The sequence below is a fragment of the Haloechinothrix salitolerans genome (genome assembly GCF_042662605.1).
Taxonomy (GTDB): domain Bacteria; phylum Actinomycetota; class Actinomycetes; order Mycobacteriales; family Pseudonocardiaceae; genus Haloechinothrix_A; species Haloechinothrix_A salitolerans.
The window spans coordinates 907,647-927,044 of record NZ_JBHSXX010000001.1 but is presented as its reverse complement, the minus strand read 5'-3'; the positions used below and the strand labels follow the sequence as shown (position 1 = coordinate 927,044).

General features: G+C 67.0%; 18 protein-coding genes. 6 read left to right on the top strand and 12 right to left on the bottom strand.

Annotated features, from left to right (window positions below; genetic code table 11):
• Positions 1–63: 63 nt before the first annotated feature.
• Positions 64–543: a hypothetical protein gene (locus tag ACFQGD_RS04420; protein ID WP_345401944.1), complete on the bottom strand. Its 480-nt coding sequence runs from the start codon at positions 541–543 to the stop codon at positions 64–66.
• A 175-nt stretch (positions 544–718) separates the two neighbouring features.
• Between ACFQGD_RS04420 and ACFQGD_RS04415 the strand changes: the two genes are divergently transcribed.
• The 3 genes from ACFQGD_RS04415 to ACFQGD_RS04405 are packed head-to-tail and all read left to right on the top strand — an operon-like array spanning position 719 to position 2,634.
• A complete protein-coding gene (locus ACFQGD_RS04415; protein ID WP_345401941.1) occupies positions 719–1,195 on the top strand; it encodes a CoA-binding protein in 477 nt (158 codons plus the stop codon).
• Between the two features lie 53 nt (positions 1,196–1,248).
• Positions 1,249–2,121: a DUF6544 family protein gene (locus ACFQGD_RS04410; protein ID WP_345401938.1), complete on the top strand. Its 873-nt coding sequence runs from the start codon at positions 1,249–1,251 to the stop codon at positions 2,119–2,121.
• A gap of 60 nt (positions 2,122–2,181) precedes the next feature.
• Positions 2,182–2,634 (top strand): DUF8173 domain-containing protein, encoded by a 453-nt coding sequence (locus ACFQGD_RS04405; protein WP_345401935.1) that lies wholly within the window; start codon positions 2,182–2,184, stop codon positions 2,632–2,634.
• A gap of 98 nt (positions 2,635–2,732) precedes the next feature.
• On the opposite strand, the gene ACFQGD_RS04400 is transcribed toward ACFQGD_RS04405, so the two are convergent.
• From ACFQGD_RS04400 to ACFQGD_RS04370, 7 genes are read right to left on the bottom strand one after another with little or no spacing between them, the layout of a single operon-like run.
• The gene (locus ACFQGD_RS04400) at positions 2,733–2,954 is read right to left on the bottom strand and encodes a hypothetical protein (RefSeq protein WP_345401932.1); all 222 of its coding nucleotides are present in this window, start codon (positions 2,952–2,954) and stop codon (positions 2,733–2,735) included.
• Positions 2,955–3,004: 50 nt separating this feature from the next.
• Positions 3,005–4,291, bottom strand: a complete 1,287-nt coding sequence (locus ACFQGD_RS04395; RefSeq protein WP_345401929.1) for a benzoate/H(+) symporter BenE family transporter — start codon at positions 4,289–4,291, stop codon at positions 3,005–3,007.
• Entirely contained in the window at positions 4,288–5,607 is a 1,320-nt protein-coding gene (locus ACFQGD_RS04390) for a xanthine dehydrogenase family Fe-S subunit (protein ID WP_345401926.1), read from the bottom strand. The genes ACFQGD_RS04395 and ACFQGD_RS04390 overlap by 4 nt, the downstream gene beginning before the upstream one ends.
• Positions 5,604–6,509, bottom strand: a complete 906-nt coding sequence (locus ACFQGD_RS04385) for an FAD binding domain-containing protein (RefSeq protein ID WP_345401923.1) — start codon at positions 6,507–6,509, stop codon at positions 5,604–5,606. Before ACFQGD_RS04385 ends, ACFQGD_RS04390 begins: the two co-directional genes overlap by 4 nt.
• Before the next feature lie 4 nt (positions 6,510–6,513).
• The gene (locus ACFQGD_RS04380) at positions 6,514–7,293 is read right to left on the bottom strand and encodes an enoyl-CoA hydratase/isomerase family protein (protein WP_345401920.1); all 780 of its coding nucleotides are present in this window, start codon (positions 7,291–7,293) and stop codon (positions 6,514–6,516) included.
• A 2-nt stretch (positions 7,294–7,295) separates the two neighbouring features.
• The gene (locus ACFQGD_RS04375) at positions 7,296–9,737 is read right to left on the bottom strand and encodes a xanthine dehydrogenase family protein molybdopterin-binding subunit (protein ID WP_345401917.1); all 2,442 of its coding nucleotides are present in this window, start codon (positions 9,735–9,737) and stop codon (positions 7,296–7,298) included.
• Positions 9,734–11,296, bottom strand: coding sequence for an AMP-binding protein (locus tag ACFQGD_RS04370; RefSeq protein WP_345401914.1), 1,563 nt, complete (start codon positions 11,294–11,296; stop codon positions 9,734–9,736). Before ACFQGD_RS04370 ends, ACFQGD_RS04375 begins: the two co-directional genes overlap by 4 nt.
• A 107-nt stretch (positions 11,297–11,403) precedes the next feature.
• Between ACFQGD_RS04370 and ACFQGD_RS04365 the strand changes: the two genes are divergently transcribed.
• Positions 11,404–11,952, top strand: coding sequence for a PadR family transcriptional regulator (locus ACFQGD_RS04365; RefSeq protein WP_345401911.1), 549 nt, complete (start codon positions 11,404–11,406; stop codon positions 11,950–11,952).
• 344 nt (positions 11,953–12,296) lie between these two features.
• Complete coding sequence (locus ACFQGD_RS04360; protein ID WP_345401908.1) at positions 12,297–12,794, top strand: helix-turn-helix domain-containing protein; 498 nt, start codon at positions 12,297–12,299, stop codon at positions 12,792–12,794.
• Positions 12,795–13,428: 634 nt separating this feature from the next.
• Here ACFQGD_RS04360 and ACFQGD_RS04355 read toward each other — a convergent pair.
• The 4 genes from ACFQGD_RS04355 to ACFQGD_RS04340 all read right to left on the bottom strand — a co-directional run bounded on the left by ACFQGD_RS04355 (position 13,429) and on the right by ACFQGD_RS04340 (position 18,252).
• Positions 13,429–14,439: an acrylyl-CoA reductase family protein gene (locus tag ACFQGD_RS04355; RefSeq protein ID WP_345401905.1), complete on the bottom strand. Its 1,011-nt coding sequence runs from the start codon at positions 14,437–14,439 to the stop codon at positions 13,429–13,431.
• 110 nt (positions 14,440–14,549) lie between these two features.
• Positions 14,550–15,725 carry an acyl-CoA dehydrogenase family protein gene (locus ACFQGD_RS04350; protein ID WP_345401902.1) on the bottom strand — a complete coding sequence of 392 codons (1,176 nt, stop codon included), beginning with the start codon at positions 15,723–15,725 and terminating at the stop codon, positions 14,550–14,552.
• A gap of 23 nt (positions 15,726–15,748) precedes the next feature.
• A complete protein-coding gene (locus ACFQGD_RS04345) occupies positions 15,749–16,831 on the bottom strand; it encodes a Zn-dependent alcohol dehydrogenase (protein WP_345401899.1) in 1,083 nt (360 codons plus the stop codon).
• Between the two features lie 14 nt (positions 16,832–16,845).
• Positions 16,846–18,252, bottom strand: a complete 1,407-nt coding sequence (locus tag ACFQGD_RS04340) for an aldehyde dehydrogenase family protein (RefSeq protein ID WP_345401896.1) — start codon at positions 18,250–18,252, stop codon at positions 16,846–16,848.
• A 223-nt stretch (positions 18,253–18,475) separates the two neighbouring features.
• Here ACFQGD_RS04340 and ACFQGD_RS04335 point away from each other — a divergent pair, with 223 nt between their 5' ends.
• Positions 18,476–19,372 carry an SMP-30/gluconolactonase/LRE family protein gene (locus tag ACFQGD_RS04335; protein WP_345401893.1) on the top strand — a complete coding sequence of 299 codons (897 nt, stop codon included), beginning with the start codon at positions 18,476–18,478 and terminating at the stop codon, positions 19,370–19,372.
• Positions 19,373–19,398: the final 26 nt, after the last annotated feature.

Sequence of the window (19,398 nt, the reverse complement as noted above, 5' to 3'; positions counted from 1 at the left end):
ACCTCGACTGCGACGTCCTCGAACCCGGCATCGTGCCAACGGACTACCGCGTACCCGGCGGACTCACCCTCGACGCCTCCACGCGGCGGCAACTGTCATCGCCGAGCACGAACTGGTCGGCCTCGAGATCGCCGAGTTCCAAGACACCAGCCCGGACGAACCCTCACCATCGCCGCAGCCACTACTCGACGCACTCGCACCGGTGCGCGCGAGCAGGGCAGGACGAAACTCGCGCGGGATGTTGCGCTTGGGCACAGGTGGCGGCGTGTACGCGGTGGCGTTCTCCGGGCAGTCGATCCGGGAAGGATCGGTGACGACCCCGTACTCGTTGAACTCGACGCGGTAGCAGGCATCGAACGCTGGGGAGTGATGCCACCCGGAACCGCTCTCATCGCGGTGAATGCGCCATACCAGGCGCGCTATCGGATCCCCGGGAGACTCCTGGTCGAGGTCCGTGGCCTCCAGCACGCTGAAGTTGGATGACCTGCCGAGCGGGGTGGCCAACGCGGCGCGGGCGAACCGGCATAACGGAATCACACGCACCCGCCATCACTATCACGACCACGGTCCCATGGGTAGCGCCGCTCCTCGGGGCCTGCGGCGCAGGTCCAGGTGGCCGTTGCGTTTAGTACTCGCCGATGGGGTCGGAGTGCCCTATGGGCATTGCCGTGGCCGGTCGACGCTGGGCACAGGAACGCCTGACCAGGGAGGAGTGGCGATGCGCCCGATCACACAGGCCGCAGCGGAGTTTCTGGCCACGAAGCGGATCGCGGTCACGGGGGTATCCCGGACGCCCGCCAACCACGGCAGCAACGTGGTGTACCAGCGGCTACGCGACCGCGGCTACGACGTGTTCGCCGTCAACCCGAACGCGGACGAAGTCGAGGGCGACAGGTGCTACCACGACCTTACGTCGATCGCCGGTGGCGTCGACGCGGTCGTGATCGGCACCCGCCCGGAACACGCCGAGACCACAATGCGCGAATGCGCCGAGCTTGGCATCAAGCATGTGTGGCTGCACCGATCATTCGGCGGCGGCAGCGTCTCTCCCGAGGCCGTCGAGTACGGCAGGCAGCATGACATCGAGGTCATCGATGGCGGCTGCCCGCTGATGTTCCCGCCCGCCGACGATCCGGGGCACCGCGCGATGCGGTGGATGTTCACCCTCAACGGCCACGTGCCGAGGCGAGTGTGACGATGCGGTTCCGCTCGAAGCCGCCACCGCACTCGCCTGACAACGATGCCGCGATGAAGCATGTCCCGGAGACAGGCAGCCCTGATGCCGTCCCGGGCGCTAGACCGCGACGCGGCCTGAAGGGAATCGCCGTGGTCGCCGCCAGCGTGACCGCGCTCGCTGCGATCGCCTGGGTCGGCCTGCAGGTCAACCCTCGATCCTTCTCGAGCCCGCCGCTGTCGCGGGCGGAGCCGGAGACGACGGCGTTGCCGCAGAACCTGCCGCCGCCAGTGGAACGCTTCTACCTGCAGCTCTATGGCGATCGGCTGCCTGTCATCGACTCGGCGGTGATCAGCGGCCGTGGCCGCATGCGGATTTCCGGAATCACCTTCCCGGCGCGGTTCCGTTTCACCCACCTCGCGGGCCACGACTATCGGCACTACATCGAAACAACCGTGTTCGGCCTCCCGCTGTTGTCGGTCAACGAGTCGTTCCTCGACGGCACGAGCCGACTCGAGCTCCCGTTCGGCGTCAGCGAGGGCCCCAAGGTGGATCAGGGCGCGAACCTGGCGCTCTGGGCGGAAGCGGTCTGGCTGCCCGCGGTGTGGGTGACCGATCCGCGGGTGAGGTGGGACGTGGTGGGCGCGCACTCGGCCCGGCTGGTCGTCCCCTTCGGCGACGAAACAGAGGCTTTCCTGGTGCGTTTCGACCCGAGGACGGGCTGGCTGCGGTCGATGGCGTCAATGCGCTACAAGGGTGAGGACGGCGCCGCCAAGATCCGCTGGGTGAACGAGGTCGCCGAATGGGGTGACCTCGGCGGCCGCACCCTGCCGATGCGGACGGCGATCACCTGGCAGGACGAGGGCTCACCGTGGGCGACGTTGCGAACCGAGGATGTCGTGTACAACGCCGACGTCGCTGGCTACCTCACACAGCGGGGACCGTAGGTGAGGTTCGCGACATGAGGCTGTTCGCCTACGTCAGGACGCGACAGTGGGTGCCCGCTGGTGACCGCGTTGCTCGCGCTGATCGGCGCATGGCTGGCCCACCGCCGCCCGCGAGCGCTGCGCAACGTCCACACGGCAGTCCGCAGTCATCCCCTCGTCAGCCTCACCGTCGGCGCGCTGGTGACGGTGACGTTCTTGGCGCTGTCGGTGTTCATGGCGTTCACGCTGGTGCTGCTGCCGATTGGCCTGCTCGGCCTCGCCATCGGACTCGCGGCCGCCGGGTATGGCGTCGTGTGCCTCGGCTCGCTCGTCGCGCGGTGGCTGCCGGTGCGTCGAGCCGCACCAGCCACCGCACTGGGCGAGGTCGCCGTCATGGTGGCGCTCCAGGCGCTCAACGCGATTCCGGTGCTGGGCACGTTCGCTGCGGGCAGCCTGGTGCTGACCGGGCTCGGCGCAGTCGTGGTGACCTACTTCGGGCTCACGGAGTTCACACCCGTAGCGCTGCCGGAGTGAGCCGCCACGACGTCGGGCGATCGTCAGCCGCAACAATCGGCGGTCGCTCACGAAGGTCTCGCCGTAGTGCGACGGGTCTCTGACCGCCAGGACCGTGGTCAGGGCGGTGGCGAGGGTTCGGCCGTCGGGCCGGACGGTGCGCAACAGATCAGCGGCAGCGTGATGATCTTGCCCGCGGTGACGCTACCCAGACGGATACAACAGATGGCGTCGGACGCCGCGATGCCGGCGAGGACGGCATTGCCCGCCGCGACATTGCGAGCTTCGTCGCGAGACCGCACGACGGCTGCCTGCTCACGAAACCTCCGCAGAACCGCCACCCTCACGCTGCTTGACCCGCCGCGTGCGCTCCGGTTCTCCCCTGTGGCGGTTACGCCGCGCCCTGAGTCTCCTCCCGGCGGCTGAAATGGTGGGACTCGAGCAGCAGTGACACCGCCAACCCGCCGATCAGCGCCCAGAATGGACTGGACACGCCGAAGATGGTGACGCCGCTCATCGCGATGACGAGCGCGAAGAACGCACCGATCTGGAACTGGTTTTCGCGGAACGCGCCCTGAAACGCCGAAAGCAGGACCGTGATCATGGCGAGCCCGGCCACGGTGGAGACGAGTTCGGACGGCAGCGCGGTCACCACCGCGACGGCGACACCAGCGAAGACACCGAAGGCCATGAACAGCAAGCCGTTGACCACGCTCGCCGCGTACCGCCCGGACTCGGGGCCGGCCTCGCGGGAGCTGCAGATTGCGGTCATCGGACCGGCGATGTTCGCGGTGTGCCCGCCGAATCCAGCCGCCGCCGCACCGCTGAGCCCGCTGAGCAAGGTCATGACGTTCGTCGGCGGCCGGAAGGAGGCCGCCATCAGGGTGCCGATGGCTTGCGCGTTCTCGGCGCCGATCACGAGGACCGCCAATGGCACGGACACGGCGAGGATCGCGCCGAGGTCGAAGCTCGGCATGACGAGCGCGGGTGCGGTCAGCGTGACGTCGTGTTCGGTGCCGGTGATGGAGCCGCTCATCCAGGCAGCGATCCCGCCGACCACGAGCGCGCCGACGACACCGGGGATCCGCTTGATGAAGCGGGAGAAGAAGAGATATCCGGCGACCGAAGCGGCCACGATCCATGGCGTGGCCGAGCCCGCCTTGACCACGTCGATGGCGAACTTGATCAGCGCTCCGGCGATCATCGCCATGATGATCGGGAACGGCAGCCAGTTCATGACCCGTCGCAACACGCCGGTGAGCGCGAGCAGCACCACTAATGCGCTGCTGACGAGGTAGGCCCCGGCCATCTCGCTGAGTGAGAAGGAGCCGAGTGCGTCGGCGACGAGCACCGCACCGGGGATGCTCCAGGCGCCCACGATGGGTTGTTTGTAGTACAGGGCGAGCAGCACTGAGTTCAGGCCCCCGAACACGTACACGGCGAAGATCCACGACACCGTCTGCGTGGCGCTCAGTCCCGCGGCGTTCGCGCCGTCGATGATGATCAGCGCCGGTCCGGTGCATCCGAACACGGCGGCGACGATCGCGGTGCCCACGGTCGCCACGGTCAGGTTGCGCCTCCGGTCGCGCAGTCCGCTGCGGAACCCGGGGCCGCGTTCGATGAGGCTGTGCTCGGTGCCCGTCGCCTCGGTAGAGGCGGTCGATGGGGTGGCGCTCATCGGCTGTCACCTTCTTTGCGGTTCTGTGGTTGAGTGCTGGTCCGGCCGGTCCGGAACCTGCTGGCTCGGCGGGTGAGGCGGAACCGCCGCAACGCCGTCCTGAGCCGGTCGCCGAGGGTGCCGGCGAGGATCGTCAGCGCGCTCGGGGTGGCGACTGGCTCGGGCAGCGCTGTGCCCGAGGTGGCCGTTCGGCTCAGGGCATCGGCGAACTGTTCGAACATGCGGCGGCTGACGTCGCCGGCCAGCGCCCTGCCGAACTGGGCGATGCGACCGGTGAGGTAAACGGCGGCGTCGGCGAACAGCACGGTGCCCTGAGCGGTCGCCTCGGTGCGCAGCACGATCTCGGCCTGCGTGCGAGCCCCACCGGTGTCGTATCCCTGCGCGAGCATGCGGATGCGGCGTCCCGCCTTGTCGTGCTCGATGATGTGCGCGGTGCCGGTGAAGGCCAGTTTGACCGGGCCGACCGAGACCTTGGCACGGCCCGCGTAGCGGTTGTCGCCGAGGTCGTCGGTCAGTTCGGCGCCGGGCAGGCAGCGGGCCAGCAGCGGCACATCGTCGAGGACCCGCCACACCTCGTTCTCGGACACCGCGATCTCGGTCCTGGTGTTCACGACCGCCGTCGGGTCACCGCTGGGAAGCACGATGTCGCCGTCCCGCCCGGGCGTTTCCGTGCCGCTGCCGGTGTTCGCCTCACCGTCCGGTACGACGCCCGCTCCGCCGGTGACCCGTCCGATGAGCGCACGCCGGGCGCAGTTGCCGGGGCCGGGCACACCGTCGGGATGCGCTTGGCGGGTTTCGGCGATCGCGGCCAGGATGTTGCGGTATCCGGTGCAGCGGCACAGCACGCCGGACATCTCCTCGGGCAGTTCCTCGTCGGTGACGCCGGGTTTGGTGGTGAGCAGGTCGTAGGAACTCATCAGGAACCCCGGGGTGCAGAACCCGCACTGAAGCGCGTGGTTCCTGCCGAACGACTCCTGCAGGGGGTGCAGCTCGCCGGGCGTGCCGAGCCCTTCGACGGTGACGATGTCGCACCCGTCGAGCTGAACCGCGAACAGCAGGCAGGCCCTGGCCGCTTCGCCGTCGACGAGCACCGTGCACATTCCGCACACCCCGTGCTCGCAGCCGAGATGCGTTCCGGTCAGCCCGAGGTGCTCGCGTAGCGCGTCAGCGAGCGTGAGGCGTGCTGGCAGCGCCAGGGTGACCGAGTTGCCGTTGACCGTCAACCGGACCTCGACCGTGTCGTCGACGGCCGCCTTGACCGGCCGCGGTGTCCCGGGGCGCGCGGTGTCGTCGCGGGTGGCAGGTGTCGTGGTCATTCGTTCACCTCGTCGATGTCGCTGCGAGCGCGGTGGTATGCCTTGCTCAGTTCGCGGGCGGCCAGCGTGCGGAACAGCCTGCGGCGATAGTCCCGTGACGCGTGCGCGTCGCCGTCGGTGTCGACCATCTCGTCGGCCACCGTGCTGAGTGCCTCCCGCAGGTCGTCGGCCATGCGGCCGGACTCGCTGCCGCCAGCGCGCACCACGGTGATGAGCTCGTCGCTGACCGCGCGCGTGACGGGCCGGTCGGAGATACCGAACCCGGTGAGCACCGCGTCGACCGTCTCGCCGTCAAGCCGGACACGCGCGGCGACACCGGCGAGTGCGAAGTCGCCGTGCCTGCGCGCGATCTCGGCGAAGCCGAATCCCTCGCCGGGCGCGGCGACCGGGAACCTGACCGCGGACACGATCTCGTCCTGGCCCAGCGCGGTCATCATCGCGCCTGTGAAGAACTCCCGCGCCAGGACGCTTCGGCTGCCGCCCGGTCCCGCGATGACGACGCCGGCGTCCACACAGGACGCGACGGCGGGCAGCTCGGCGGCCGGGTCGGCGTGTGCCACGCTGCCGCACACGGTGCCGCGGCTGCGGATCTCGCGATGTCCGACCCACGGCATCGCCGCCCGCAGCAACGGAACCATCGAGCACACCGGGTCGCGCTCCACACGTCGCTGCCGCACGGTCGCACCAATCTCGACAACGCCGTCGGCATCGACGATCTGGTCCAACCCGGCGACGGCGGTGATGTCGATCAGCGTCTCCGGCCGGGCGAGGCGCATCGCGAGCACCGGCGTCAGCGACTGCCCACCCGCGATGACCTTGCCCTCCCCCTCGGTCGCGGCGAGCTCGGCGACCGCGTCCGACAGGCTCGACGGCCGGACGTAAGCGAACGGCGCGGCTTTCATCGGCTCACCGGCCCTGGAACTTCGGGGCGCGCTTCTCGGCGAACGCGGCGACGCCCTCGGCGAAGTCCTTGCTCGACCGCAGCATCGCGTAGGCCTTGCGTTCGAGCTCGATCCCGGAGTACAGCGGGGCATCGACGCCCTTGTCGAGCACCTCCTTGGCGGTGCGGGCGGCCAGCGGTGAGTAGCCGAGCAGCGTCGTCACGATCCGCTCGACCTCGGCGTCGAGCGCGGCGCGGTCGTCAACGACGGCGGCGACCAAACCCCAGTCACCGGCCTGCGCGGCGTTGATCCTGCTCGCGGTCATGATGTGGTACTTCGCCCTCGACAGTCCGATCAGCCGGGCGAGCCGCTGGGTACCACCGGAACCCGGGATCATGCCGAGCCGCATCTCCGGCAACGCGAACTCGCTACGGGTGGTCGCGACCCGGATGTCGGTGGACAACGCCAGCTCGAGCCCGACGCCGAAGCAGTAGCCGTCAACGGCGGCGATGACCGGCTTCGAGCTGCGTGCCGGGGCCGTCACGTTGTGCCCGAGGTCGGTGAAGTCGATCGGGTCGACCTCCATGAACCCGGCGATGTCGCCGCCGGACGAGAAGTGCTCGCCCTCGGCCGTGATCACGACGACCTGGATGTCGTCGTCGGCGTCGATCTCGGCGAACCGGTCGGCCATCACCTGGCGGGTCTCCCAGGTGATGATGTTGTATTTGCCGTGGTTGAGCGTCAGGTAGGCGACCCTGCCGTCGTGGCCACGGTCCAGCCTGATCTCTCCTCCGGTCAGTGCCATCGTCAGTGTGTTCCTTCCGTGTCGGTTGTTGCCTGGTTCTCCAGCAGGTCGTGCAGCACGTTGCCGTGCAGCGGCAAGCTGGTGATGTTCACGCCCGCGGGGCCTAGCGCGTCCGCGACCGCGTTGGCGATCGCCACCGGCAGGCTCATGCAGCTGCCCTCGCCGCAGCCCTTCGCGCCGAGCTTGGTCAGCGGGGACGGCGTCTCGAGGTGGTCGCTGGTGAGCTCGTAGGTGGTCTCGGCCGAGGTCGGGCACAGGTAGTCCATGAACGTCGCCGTGGGCTGCCCGGCGTCGGTGTAGCGCAGCTCCTCGTACAGCGCGCCGCCGATGGCGTGCGCCAGCGCGCCGTGCACCTGGCCTTCGAGCAGCGTCGGGTTGAGGATGGTGCCCGCGTCGTGGATCGTGACGACCTGCTCCAGCGTGGGTTGCCTGGTGTCGGGGTCGATCCTCACGGCGGCCAGCTCGGCGACGAAGCCGTAGCAGAGGCTGGAGTTGATCTGGTCACTGCGGCTGGCTGCCTTCGACTGCGGCGGTGTGAACGCCGCCTCTTGATAGAGCCGCGCCGGGACGCCGTCGGGCAGCGCCCCCGGGTCCCAGTGGACCAGTCCGGCGGCGTGCCGGAACTCCACCGCGCGTGCGGGCTCGTGCCGTAGCCGCACCTGGCCCTCGGCGAGTTCGACGTCGGCTGGGTCCGCGTTGAGCAGTGTCGCTCCCGCGATCCTGATGGTCGTCGCGAGTTTCTCGCTCGCTTCGACCAGCGCGCTGGTCAGCAGCGGCGCGAACCGTGAGGAGTAGCTGCCCGAGCTGATGGTCCACGGCGTGGTGGCGGTGTCCATCTCCACCACCGGGCGCACCTGGTCGAGCGGGAGGCCGAACTGCTCGGCGACGACGGACTGCGCGACCGTGGCGTGGCCCTGCCCCTGGGGAACGGTTCCCAGTAGCACCGACACCACGCCGTTCGGGTCGACACTGATCCGCACGTGCTCGGTGGAGCCCGACTTGTCCCGGCCGGGCCGCCGGTCCTCAGCGGGGGTGGCGAGTCCGACGTAGCCGATGTTGGTCGCCGATGGGTCGACGATGGTGGCCACCCCGATGCCGTAGTACTCGCCGCGTTCGCGAGCCTCTCGCTGTTTCCGGCGCAGCTGCTGGTAGTCGGCGTTCTTGACCAGCATGTCGACGGCTCGCGGATAGTCTCCGGAGTCGTAGACGCCGCCGGTAGGGGTCGCGTACGGAAAGTCGTCAGGCTGCACGAGGTTGCGCCGCCGCAGCTCGACGGGGTCGAGCCCGCACACCCCGGCGATGGTGTCCATCAGTCGTTCCAGGCCGAAGTACAGCTGTTGTCCGCCGAAGCCCCGGTTGAGCCCGGTCGGGGTCTTGTTGGTCACCACGGCGCGGGAGCGGATCTCGACGGCGTCGATGGTGTAGGCGCCGGTGATGTTGCCGAAGCAGCGGTACAGAGTGGACGGTTCCGGGGGCCGCAGGTACGCGCCGACATTGTCGACGAGATCGGCCCGCAGCGCACGCACCGTGCCGTCGGCGGTCACCGCGGCCTCGAACCGCATCGCCCGGTCGGAGCCGGCTGAGCTGGCGAGCAGGTGCTCGATCCTGTCCTCGGTCCAGCGAACCGGACGGCCCGCGTGCTTGCTGGCCAGCGCCATCAGCGCGACGTAGGGATAGATGCCCGCCTTGATGCCGAAGCTGCCCCCGTTGTCGGCGGGAATCATCAGCCGGATGCGCGAGGCAGGCAGGCCGAACGCCCCGGCGAGCACCGCGACCATCGAGAACGGGCCGTGGAAGTTGGCCCACGCCTGGATCGCGGGGCCGTCGGCCTCGTCCTGCCACTCCGCGACGACCGAGTAGCACTCCATCGGCGTCGAGGAGTAACGCGGGAACTCGTACTCTCCACTCACCACGTGGTCGGCCGCTGCGAACACCGCGTCGACGTCGCCGAACGTGAAGGTGCGGTCCGTCGCCACGTTGTCGGCGGCGTCCTCGTGCAGCCGAGGCGCGTCCGGCGCCAAGGCGCGCTTGACGTCGAGCACCGGCGGCAGCGGCTCGTAGTCCACCTCGACCAGCTCGGCGGCATCCTCGGCGAGGTAACGGTCCGATGCCACGACAACCGCTACCGGCTCGCCCACGAAGCGGGCCTTGTCGGTCGCCGTCGGGTAGTACGGCATCGGTGTGTTCAACGCGAGCGGGAACGGCCGCAGCGTCTCACGGACCTCATCGGGTCCGATCACGGCGGCGACACCGGGATGACGCCGCGCCCGCTCCACGTTCACGGCGCGAATGCGCGCGTGCGGATGCGGGCTGCGCACCACGGCGGCGGTCAGCGTGCCCGGCAAAGGGTCCATGTCGTCGAGGAACCGGCCCCTGCCGGTCAGCAACGCCGCGTCCTCCACCCGTGCCAGCGTGCGCTTCTGCTGTTGCGACCCCGCGCTCATGCGCCCACCTGGCCAGATGCCTGCGCGCTGTCGGCCAGCGGGCTGAAGGTGCCCGCGCTCAGTTCGCGGCGTAACAGCTTGCCGACCGCCGACTTCGGGATCGTCTCGACGGCGACGTACCGCTTCGGCCGTTTCAGCGAGGGCAGTCCCGACCGTTCGCGGGCGAAGCTGTCGAGCTCAGCCAGAGCACGCTCCGGTGCCATACCCGTCGCGGGAACGAAGAATGCCGTCGCCGCCTGTCCCCACCTGTCGTCGGCGAGGCCGACCACGACGATCTCCTCGACCGCGTCGCAGCGGACCAGCGCGTCCTCGATCTCGTCCGGATAGATGTTCTCCCCACCGGAGTTGATCATGTCGTCGACTCGGCCCGCGACCCAGAGGTCACCGTCCGCGTCTGTGGTCGCGAGGTCGCCGGGGAAGTACCAGCCGTTGCGAATGGACTTGGCGTCCGCGTCGGGGCGCTGCCAATACCCGGCGAACGCCTCGGGGCTCGCCATCGAGATGGCGATCTGCCCCTGCTCCCCTGGGCCGACCACATCGTCGGGACTCGCCCCAGGGAGCGGGTCGACCAGCCGGACCCGGGAGAACACCCCTGCGCGCCCTGCCGAGCCCGGCTTCGCCCTGGCGTCAGGGCCGATGGTGAAGGTGTAGATCTCGGTGCTACCCAGGTGATTGACGAACGAGACCGGCTCGACCGCGTCCACCAACTGCTCGGCCAGCGCGGTGGTCATCGACGCACCCGCATAGGCCAGTTTGCGCACCGACTTGGCCTCCGACAGCCGGCCGGTGTGCAGCAGCGACCAGTAGATCGTCGGCACCAGATAGAGCGTGTCGACCCGTTCGGTCGTGATCAGCTCCATCGCCTCATCGGCGTCGAACCTGGCCTGCGGCACCCAGGTGCCGGCGCCGATCACACTCGCCAACAGGGTGCGCAGCCCCATGGTGTGGAACAGCGGCATCACACCCAGCACGGTGTCGAACCGTGCGTGTCCACTCTGGAGCATGTGTGCGACCGAAGCGTGGTGCTCGGCGGCGTGAGTCCGGGGAACGCCCTTGGGTTTCCCGGTCGTGCCCGAGGTATAGAGCATGACGCTGATGTCCTGATCGGACACCGCGACGTCAAGCGCATCGCTCGGCTGCCTCGACGCCAGCCGCTCGATCGTGTCGTCCGATGACGAACCCGACGCGACCCGCAGCATCGGCGGCAGGCCTGCCAGCGCCTTGTCGGCGGCCTGAGCCGTCGACGCATCGGTCACGACCAGGACCGGTGCGGCATCCCCGATGCAGTAGGCAAGCTCGGACGGCGAGAACCGGAACGACAACGGAACCGAGACGGCACCCAGCTTCTGCAGCGCGAGGTGCAGGCTAGCCAGCGGCTCGCCACCACCAAGCGACAACAGGACACGATCCTTCGGCCGGACCCCCAGCTCCGCCAGCGCCCGCGCCAGTTGGTTGGTCCACGCATCCCACGCGGCGTACGTCAGCGGACATCTACCTCCCACCGCGCGGCGGCCTGGGTAGCGCTCGGCCGTCCACGTCAGGCTCCTGCCCAGATCCATGACCGTCCCTTCGCGACAGTGCGATGATCAACAACCATGCGACGCGTATCGTATTACCCGCATCGTATGATTCATATGGTTAGCGAAGGTACGGTACGCTTCAGACCATGTCAAGGGTTCGACTATCCACAACGTCGTACGTGGTGCTCGGGATGATCGCGTTGCGCGGCCCATCGACCTCGTACGACCTCAAACGGGCCATCGGCCGGTCCGTCGGCTACTTCTGGAACTTCCCCCACGCCCAGCTCTACTCCGAGCCCAAACGCCTCGAAGAAGCCGGTCTACTCGAACTCGACGAAGAAGAATCCGGGCGCCGCCGCAAGATCTACTCAATCACCGAATCCGGCAGAGCCGCACTGCAGGACTGGCTGGCCGAGCCCGTCAACGCACACTTCGAACTGCGCGATATCGCCGAGATCAAACTGTTCTTCAACGAACTGGCAGGCCCCGAAGACGTCGCCCGGCTCGCTAAGGACCAGATCGAACAACACCAGCGCAGGATCGCCGAATACGAACAGATGCAGCACCGCTACGGTGACGTCGCCGACGTCGCCCCTCGCATGATCACCCTCCGACTCGGGCTCGGCATGGAATACGCCGCACTCGACTTCTGGCGCGACGTCGCCGCCCGCGCCGAACGAGGCGAGTTCTCGTGACACCTCAGCGTGCGCTGATTCCGGTGTACTGCTGAGACTGCAGAGGCTGCGAATGCCTAGCCGGAGCGCGGGTGACACGAAACGGGGCAAATCGTGTGGTTTCTGATGCCCGCAGAGACCACTCACGTGACCAAAGGCCTGGTAGAGGCCCTGGTGGTCGCTGTCGCCCCACCCTTGTAAACCGTAGGTCAGGGGTTCGAGCCCCCTTGTCGGCTCAGGGTGTGACCAGGGAATGCGTTGTTGGCAGATGCACAACAGCGCCTGCTGCTGGCCTCGCGTGACGTAAGTATGCCCCTTTTGGAGCGAATTTGTGTTTTTGGTGTTTATGATCGACCATAGAATCCGTGAACGATAAGCAGTTGTTGTCCACGGGACAGGCGGCCGAGGTGCTCGGCTGCTCGCGACAACACGTTGTCGATCTCTGTTCCTCCGGCCAGCTCCCCTACGTCACCGTCGGCGCGCATCGGCGCATCCGCCGAGCGGACGCCGAGGCCTTCCTCCAGCCCCCACTGCGCCGCGACGAAGAACGGTCACTGTGGCTGCACCAAGTCGTAGCAGGCCGACTGGCCACAGATACCGCCAGCGTGATGGAAACCGCTCACGAGAACATGCGTCATCTTCGCCACGTCCACCCTGACGGCATGGCTACCCGGTGGCTCGACCACTGGGAAGAACTGCTCAACGCCGGACCGGACGCGGTGTTCGACGCCCTCACCTCCCGCGCCCGCTGGGCGATCGAGCTACGACAGAACAGCCCCTTCGCCGGAGTCCTCACCACCAAGGAACGACAGGCAGCACTGAACTCGTTCCGCACCCACTGGAAGACCGACCACGCCGCATGAAACGCGAGCAACTCGAACACGTCCTCCGCGCCGCCTCTCGCATCGTCGACGACCCAGACGTCGTCGTCATCGGCAGCCAATCAATCCTCGGCGAACTACCGAAGACAAACTGCCACCAGAAGCAACCACCTCGATGGAAGTCGAGGCCGCGAAAAAGACTACGCATTCGGCACCGCTCTCGTGGCCGCAGGCCTGGTCGATCCGACCGTCCTCGCCAACCGACTCCACACCCTGCCCACGGACCTGCAAGTCGCACAACGCATCCGGAACTGGCTCTCAACCATCAACCGACCGTGACGAGCCATACGGGCACGAAGCGAACCCAGCTGCCACCCCGCCGTAACATCCGCATGATCACAACGCCCGAGGAACTCCAGCGTGTCTCGTCGCGATTTCGCTCGTCCACCTCGTCGTGTCGGGCTGGGCTCCCGGCCTGGAAGGTTGACATCCCCACTACAGCAGATGTGGATGTTCTAGCAGCACCCGCAGTTGTCGAGTGAGGTCAAGATGGCTTGCTCCACCTGCGGACGGGTTCGTCGGATTTGACTCGCCCCAGTCTCCGAGCAGTTGGTAGTCCTCTCGGTAGGGGTCGGTGCGCTTCTATTACCGGACCAGCGCGCGGCGATGCAGGCGTTCAGGCGTCGTGAGATAGTCGCACCAGGGTGTGTCCTTCCGAGTATCCATTTAGCACAGTCTCAAGTGTCTGGCTGAGCTCGTTCAGCGTGACTTCGGAAGGTCCCAGGTTGGCCACGTCAGTCGCATCTACATCTGCGGCCAGGCGTTGCCACACCTGGCGTCGGTGGGTGATGGGGCATCGAACGGAGTCGATGCCGACCAACGAGACACCGCGGAGTATGAAGGGGAACACCGTGGTCGGCAACGTTGCTCCACCGGTGTTGCCACATGCGGTGACAATCCCTCCGTAAGCGGTGGCGCTCAGGACGCTCGCCAGCGTTTTACCGCCTACGCAGTCGATAGCCGCTGCCCAGCGCTCGCGCTGGAGCGGCTTGTCCGCTGTTCCGATGTCAGTACGATCTACGATCTCCGCCGCGCCGAGCGCGCGCAGGCGGTCATGGGCCGTGACCTTGCCCGTGGCCGCGACGACGTGGTACCCACGGCGGGCCAGCAGGCCGACTGCCGCGCTGCCTACGCCGCCGGATGCGCCGGTGACAATGACTGGACCGGCACTGGGGGCTATATGACGCTGCTCCAAAGCTTCCACGCTCAATGCCGCGGTGAAGCCGGCGGTTCCGAGGCACATGGCTTGCCGCTGGGTGAGCCCGTGCGGTAGCGGTACGACCCAGGCGGCAGGGACTCGGGCGTATTCACTGTAGCCCCCGTGATGAGCGACGCCCAGGTCGTAACCGTGCACGATCACCTGATCGCCGATCGAGAACTCGGTGCTGTCCGAGGCGACTACCGAGCCTGCGAGATCAATGCCAGGAACGAGCGGAGAGATTTGCGCGACCTTGCCGCTGGCAACGCACGCCAGTGCGTCCTTGAAGTTGACGCCGGACCAGCCAACGCGGATGGTGACCTCACCCGCCGGCAGGTCATTGGCGTGCATGCGGCGCACTCCTCGGGCGACGGAGTCGTTCGTGGCTTCGGCGACAAAGGCGTCGAATTCGACGGGTAGGACGGACATGCGTGCCTCCTTAGTGATGTCGGGCAGCGGACTCGAGCTAACAGTGACCGGGAGATGAGGTATCGAGCTGGATGCCGAGAACCGCATGAAGTCCCATAGGGGCGAGACGGTCAGCGAAACGCTGGGATTCCAGTGACCGCCTGCCCGATGGAGAGTGCGTGCATCTCTTCGGTGCCCTCGTAGGTCAGTACGGTCTCCAGGTTCGCCATGTGGCGCATAACTGGATACTCCAGCGAGATGCCGTTCGCGCCGAGCATGGTGCGAGCCGTGCGTGCGACGTCGAGGGCAGCGCGGACGTTGGCGAGTTTGCCGAAGCTCACCAGGTTGTGGTGCAGCTTGCCGGCTTCCTTGAGGTGGCCGATGTGGAGGGCGACCAGCCCGGCGCGATTGACGTTGACAACCAGATCAGCCAGCTTGCGCTGGGTGAGCTGGAATGCCGCGATGGGCTTGCCGAACTGCTCCCGGGTCAACGCATACTCACGTGCGGACTCGTAGCACGCGCGGGCGGCACCGACGACCCCGAACAGGATTCCGTACCGTGCTTCATTCAGACACGACAGCGGCGCACGGAGCCCTCGCACGTCGGGGAACGCTGCTTCGGCTGGCACGCGAACGTCGTCGAGCACGAGTTCGGCTGTCAACGATGCCCGCAACGACAGCTTGTGCTTGACCTCGTTGGCCTGAAATCCAGGCGTGGTTGTGGGCACGACGAACCCCCGGACACCTTCCTCCGTCTGCGCCCACACGACAGCTACGTCGGCAACCGTGCCATTGGTGATCCACATTTTCGTGCCGGTGAGGACCCAGTCCGACCCGTCGCGGCGGGCGTAGGTGCGCATGCCGGAGGGATCGCTACCGGCGTCCGGTTCGGTCAGGCCGAAGCAGCCGAGCACCTCGCCGGTCGCCATCCGGGGCAGCCATTCCTGCTTGTGTTGCTCGCTTCCCCAATGGTGGATCGCGAACATCGCGAGCGAGCCCTGCACCGACACGAAGCTGCGGATGCCGGAATCGACGGCCTCGAGCTCGCGGCAGGCGACGCCGTACGCCACGGCGCTGGCGCCAGCGCACCCGTAGCCGTCGAGATGCATGCCCAGAAGTCCCAGCGAGCCGAATTCCTTCGCCAGCTCGGCCGCGGGCAGCCATCCGGCCTCGTACCAGTCGGGCACGTGCGGGAGGAGTTGGCCGGTGGCATATGTGCGCACCGTGTCACGGATGTCCCGCTCCTCGGTGGTCAGGCTGGCGTCCAGATCAAGGAAATCAGACGGATCGGGTGGCTTCAAGCTCATGGTCGCTTCTCCGGGGAGTGGGTTTACGTGAACAGGACGATGGAGCGGCCGCCTTCGCCATGGCGCATACGGTCAAACGCGGCGGGGACGTCGGACAACGAGATCTGGTGCGTCACGATGGCGTCGAGATTGAGGGATCCGCTCAGCACGGCGGACGCGATGCCAGGGATGTCGCGGTCGGGATCGGCGGAGCCGTACACCGACGACGTCAGGGTCCTGGCGAAGTGGAAAAGCTCCAGCGCGGAGAAGGAGATCTTGTCGTCACGTGAGCCCATGCCTACGACTACACAGGTGCCACCTCGACGGGTGCTCTGCCACGCTGCGCGGATAGTGTCCGAGCGACCGACGCACTCGAAGGTGTGATTCACCCCCAGGCCGTCTGTCAGGCTGTGAACGACCTGGGGAAGCTCCGGATTGGAGATCAGGAAATCAGTTGCCCCGCAGGTGCGCGCCAATTCTTCTTTATCCGCAGAGATATCGACGGCGACGATCCGCTCAGCGCCGGCCAGTTGCGCACCTGCCACGGCTGACAGCCCGACCCCGCCGAGCCCGATCACCGCGACCGACTCACCCTGCCGTACGCGAGCAGTGTTATGAACGGCCCCGACTCCGGTGAGAACCGCGCACCCGAGTAGTGCGGCGTCGGCCATGGGCAGCTCTGGTGAAACGGTGACGAGTGCGCCCTCGCCGACGACGACCTCCTCGGCGAGGGCACCCACGCCGAGCGTGACATGTGTGGGAGTGCCATCGGCCAGCGTGCCGCGCGGCCGCGATGTGACACCTTCCATGGTCACGCACAGCCATGGCTCGCCGTGTTGGCAAAATGCGCATTCGCCGCACGCGGGTGACCAATTGATCACGACGTGGTCCCCTTCAGCCACCCTGCGCACCTCGGACCCAGTCTCGATCACGACACCTGCCGCCTCGTGCCCGAGCACCAGTGGGAACTTCGGACGCACCGTTCCGTTGATCATGGACAGGTCCGAGTGACACACTCCAGCAGCTGCGATCCGAACCCGCACTTCTCCCGGCTCAGGCCTCGGCAGCTCGATCTCCTCGACCGCAAGGTCGGCTCCCGCTGACCGTGCGACCAATGCCTTCACCATGATGGCGTCACTCCTCACCGCTGGATCGCTTTGATCTGGAAGAACTCCTCAAGGCCATAGCGCCCGAGCTCTCGTCCGAGACCCGATTGCTTGGACCCACCGAATGGGGCGAGTGGGTTGAAGGCGGCACCGTTGATGTCGACGGACCCCGTTTCCATGCGCCGTGCGATCTCGAGCGCGCGGTTCCTGTCTCGCGACCACACCGCACCGGATAACCCGTAACGCGAGTTGTTGGCTATCGCGACCGCGTCGTCATCGTCCGAGTAAGGGATGACCGCCAGCACGGGGCCGAAGATCTCCTCCTGCGCCACGACGTCGTCGGGCTTGACATCGGCCAGGACGGTAGCGGGAACGTAGTGCCCGCGAGTGGGCACCTCGCCGCCGCCCGCGACGAGGCGTGCACCCTGCTTCAGTCCGATCTCGATGTAGGACAGTACCGATGACCGCTGCTTGGCCGAGGCCAGTGGGCCGAGCTTGGTTTCTTCGGCCAGCGGATCGGCGGGTACGTACTTCGTCAACGCCGCTTTCGCGATCTCCAGTGCTTGCTCGTAGGCCGAGTACGGGACAAGCATTCTCGTCCAGGCCATGCATGTCTGCCCAGCGTTGAGGAATGCATTGCCGACACCGACCTTCACCGCGGCGGCGAGGTCAGCGTCATCGAGTATGACGTTCGCGGACTTCCCACCCAGTTCGAGCGCGACCTTCTTGACACTGTCGGCGGCTAACACCGCGATCTGCTTGCCGACCTCGGTCGATCCGGTGAAGGACACCATGTCGACGCCGGGATGGGTCACCAACGCAGGACCAAGTACCGATCCCTGCCCGCTCACCAGGTTGAACACACCACCGGGGATGCCCGCCTCCGCCACCGCGTCGGCGAGGACATAGGCGACGAGCGGCGCCAGGTCCGCCGGTTTGAGCACTATGGTGCATCCCGCCAGTAACGCGGGCGCGACCTTCGCCATGATCTGGTGGAGCGGGTAGTTCCACGGTGTGATCGCGGCAACCACACCCACGGGCTCCTTCACGACGAGGGAGTTCCCGATCCGTTCGGAGAACTCGATCACCGCGGCGAGATCCACATAGCTACGCAACACCCGCAGCGGAAGGGCAGTCTGGATAGCGACCGACGTCTTTACTGGCGTACCGAGTTCCCTCGTGATCGTGTACGCAATGTGCCCGCGGCGCTGTTCCAGTGCCACGAACAGACGATCCAAATACTCGGCGCGCTGAGACGGCGTCAGTACGCGCCAGCCAGCCAGTGCCTCTCGTGCAGCCAGCACTGCGCTGTCGACATCGGCGACGCCCGCTGCGGGCACTTGCCCAATCAGCTGCTCTGTGGCCGGGTTCTCGACGTCGCCGTACTCGCCGGAAAGCGGCGGGCGCCATTCACCGTCGATGTACAGATTGGTGCGTTGCATTCGCACCGCCTTCCGAGTTCGTCGTCACCATTGCCTTGGCAAGCAACGTACGAACGCACCCGGCCACGAGACTGTCCTGCTTCGCTACACGGGCGTGGACGCTGTCCCATTTCGCGACACCACACGCCGCGGATCACCTGTGTTGCATTCTCGGACAGTGATTGCCGTCACGGTCGGTTCACTATTCCGGAAACTCATTGCTCACGAGCGAATGGAGTCAGCAATGACTGATCGGAAACTCACTCCCATTGTCGAGGGCTACACCTTCCTCGAAGGGCCGAGGTGGCACGACGGTCGGCTATGGGTGTCGGACTTCTACACCCATCAAGTGATCGCGGTGACACCCGAGGGCGATGTCGAGAAGATCGCCACCGTGCCGCAACAACCATCCGGACTCGGCTGGTTGCCCGATGGCGCGCTGCTCGTCGTCTCGATGCGTGACCGGAAACTGTTGCGTTTGGAGCGCGGCGAACTGGTCGAGCACGCCGACCTCTCCAGCCTCACTAGCGGGCATGTCAACGACATGGTCGTCGATGAGCAAGGCCGCGCCTACGTCGGCAATTTCGGGTTCGACCTCATGGGCGGCGCACCGTTCCGAACTACAACGCTCGTCCGCGTCGATCCGGACGGCAAAGCGAGCATCGCCGCGAAAGACGTCATGTTCCCCAACGGCTCAGTGATCACACCGGACGGCTCGACTCTGATCGTCGACGAGACGTTCGGCAACCGGATTTCGGCCTTCGACATCGCTCCAGACGGTTCGCTCGGACCCCGGCGCGACTGGGCGAACTTCGGCGCGCTACCCGACACCGACAGCGTCGACGAGCTCGTCGCGGCCTCCGCCATCGGACCAGACGGCAACTCGCTTGACGCCGAGGGCGCCCTGTGGGTCGCCGACGCGCTCAACAACAGAGTCGTCCGTGTCGCCGAAGGTGGCCAGATCCTCGAGGAGATCAGCACCGGTGACGACGGCGTCTTCGCCTGCATGCTCGGCGGAAACGACGGCCGGACGCTCTTCCTGTGCGTCGCGCCCAACTTCGATGAAACGGAACGGTCGACGACCCGGCTCGGCCGGCTGCTCGCGACCACCGTCGACGTGCCGCATGCAGGCACTCCCTGACCAACAACTCACCCATCGGCACGAAA

Coding starts and splice junctions, on each gene's coding strand:
- ACFQGD_RS04415 (WP_345401941.1), top strand. CDS start 719: ATGCGCCCGATCACACAGGCCGCAGCGGAGTTTCTGGCCACGAAGCGG.
- ACFQGD_RS04410 (WP_345401938.1), top strand. CDS start 1,249: ATGAAGCATGTCCCGGAGACAGGCAGCCCTGATGCCGTCCCGGGCGCT.
- ACFQGD_RS04395 (WP_345401929.1), bottom strand. CDS start 4,291: ATGAGCGCCACCCCATCGACCGCCTCTACCGAGGCGACGGGCACCGAG.
- ACFQGD_RS04390 (WP_345401926.1), bottom strand. CDS start 5,607: ATGACCACGACACCTGCCACCCGCGACGACACCGCGCGCCCCGGGACA.
- ACFQGD_RS04385 (WP_345401923.1), bottom strand. CDS start 6,509: ATGAAAGCCGCGCCGTTCGCTTACGTCCGGCCGTCGAGCCTGTCGGAC.
- ACFQGD_RS04380 (WP_345401920.1), bottom strand. CDS start 7,293: ATGGCACTGACCGGAGGAGAGATCAGGCTGGACCGTGGCCACGACGGC.
- ACFQGD_RS04375 (WP_345401917.1), bottom strand. CDS start 9,737: ATGAGCGCGGGGTCGCAACAGCAGAAGCGCACGCTGGCACGGGTGGAG.
- ACFQGD_RS04370 (WP_345401914.1), bottom strand. CDS start 11,296: ATGGATCTGGGCAGGAGCCTGACGTGGACGGCCGAGCGCTACCCAGGC.
- ACFQGD_RS04365 (WP_345401911.1), top strand. CDS start 11,404: ATGTCAAGGGTTCGACTATCCACAACGTCGTACGTGGTGCTCGGGATG.
- ACFQGD_RS04355 (WP_345401905.1), bottom strand. CDS start 14,439: ATGTCCGTCCTACCCGTCGAATTCGACGCCTTTGTCGCCGAAGCCACG.
- ACFQGD_RS04350 (WP_345401902.1), bottom strand. CDS start 15,725: ATGAGCTTGAAGCCACCCGATCCGTCTGATTTCCTTGATCTGGACGCC.
- ACFQGD_RS04345 (WP_345401899.1), bottom strand. CDS start 16,831: ATGGTGAAGGCATTGGTCGCACGGTCAGCGGGAGCCGACCTTGCGGTC.
- ACFQGD_RS04340 (WP_345401896.1), bottom strand. CDS start 18,252: ATGCAACGCACCAATCTGTACATCGACGGTGAATGGCGCCCGCCGCTT.
- ACFQGD_RS04335 (WP_345401893.1), top strand. CDS start 18,476: ATGACTGATCGGAAACTCACTCCCATTGTCGAGGGCTACACCTTCCTC.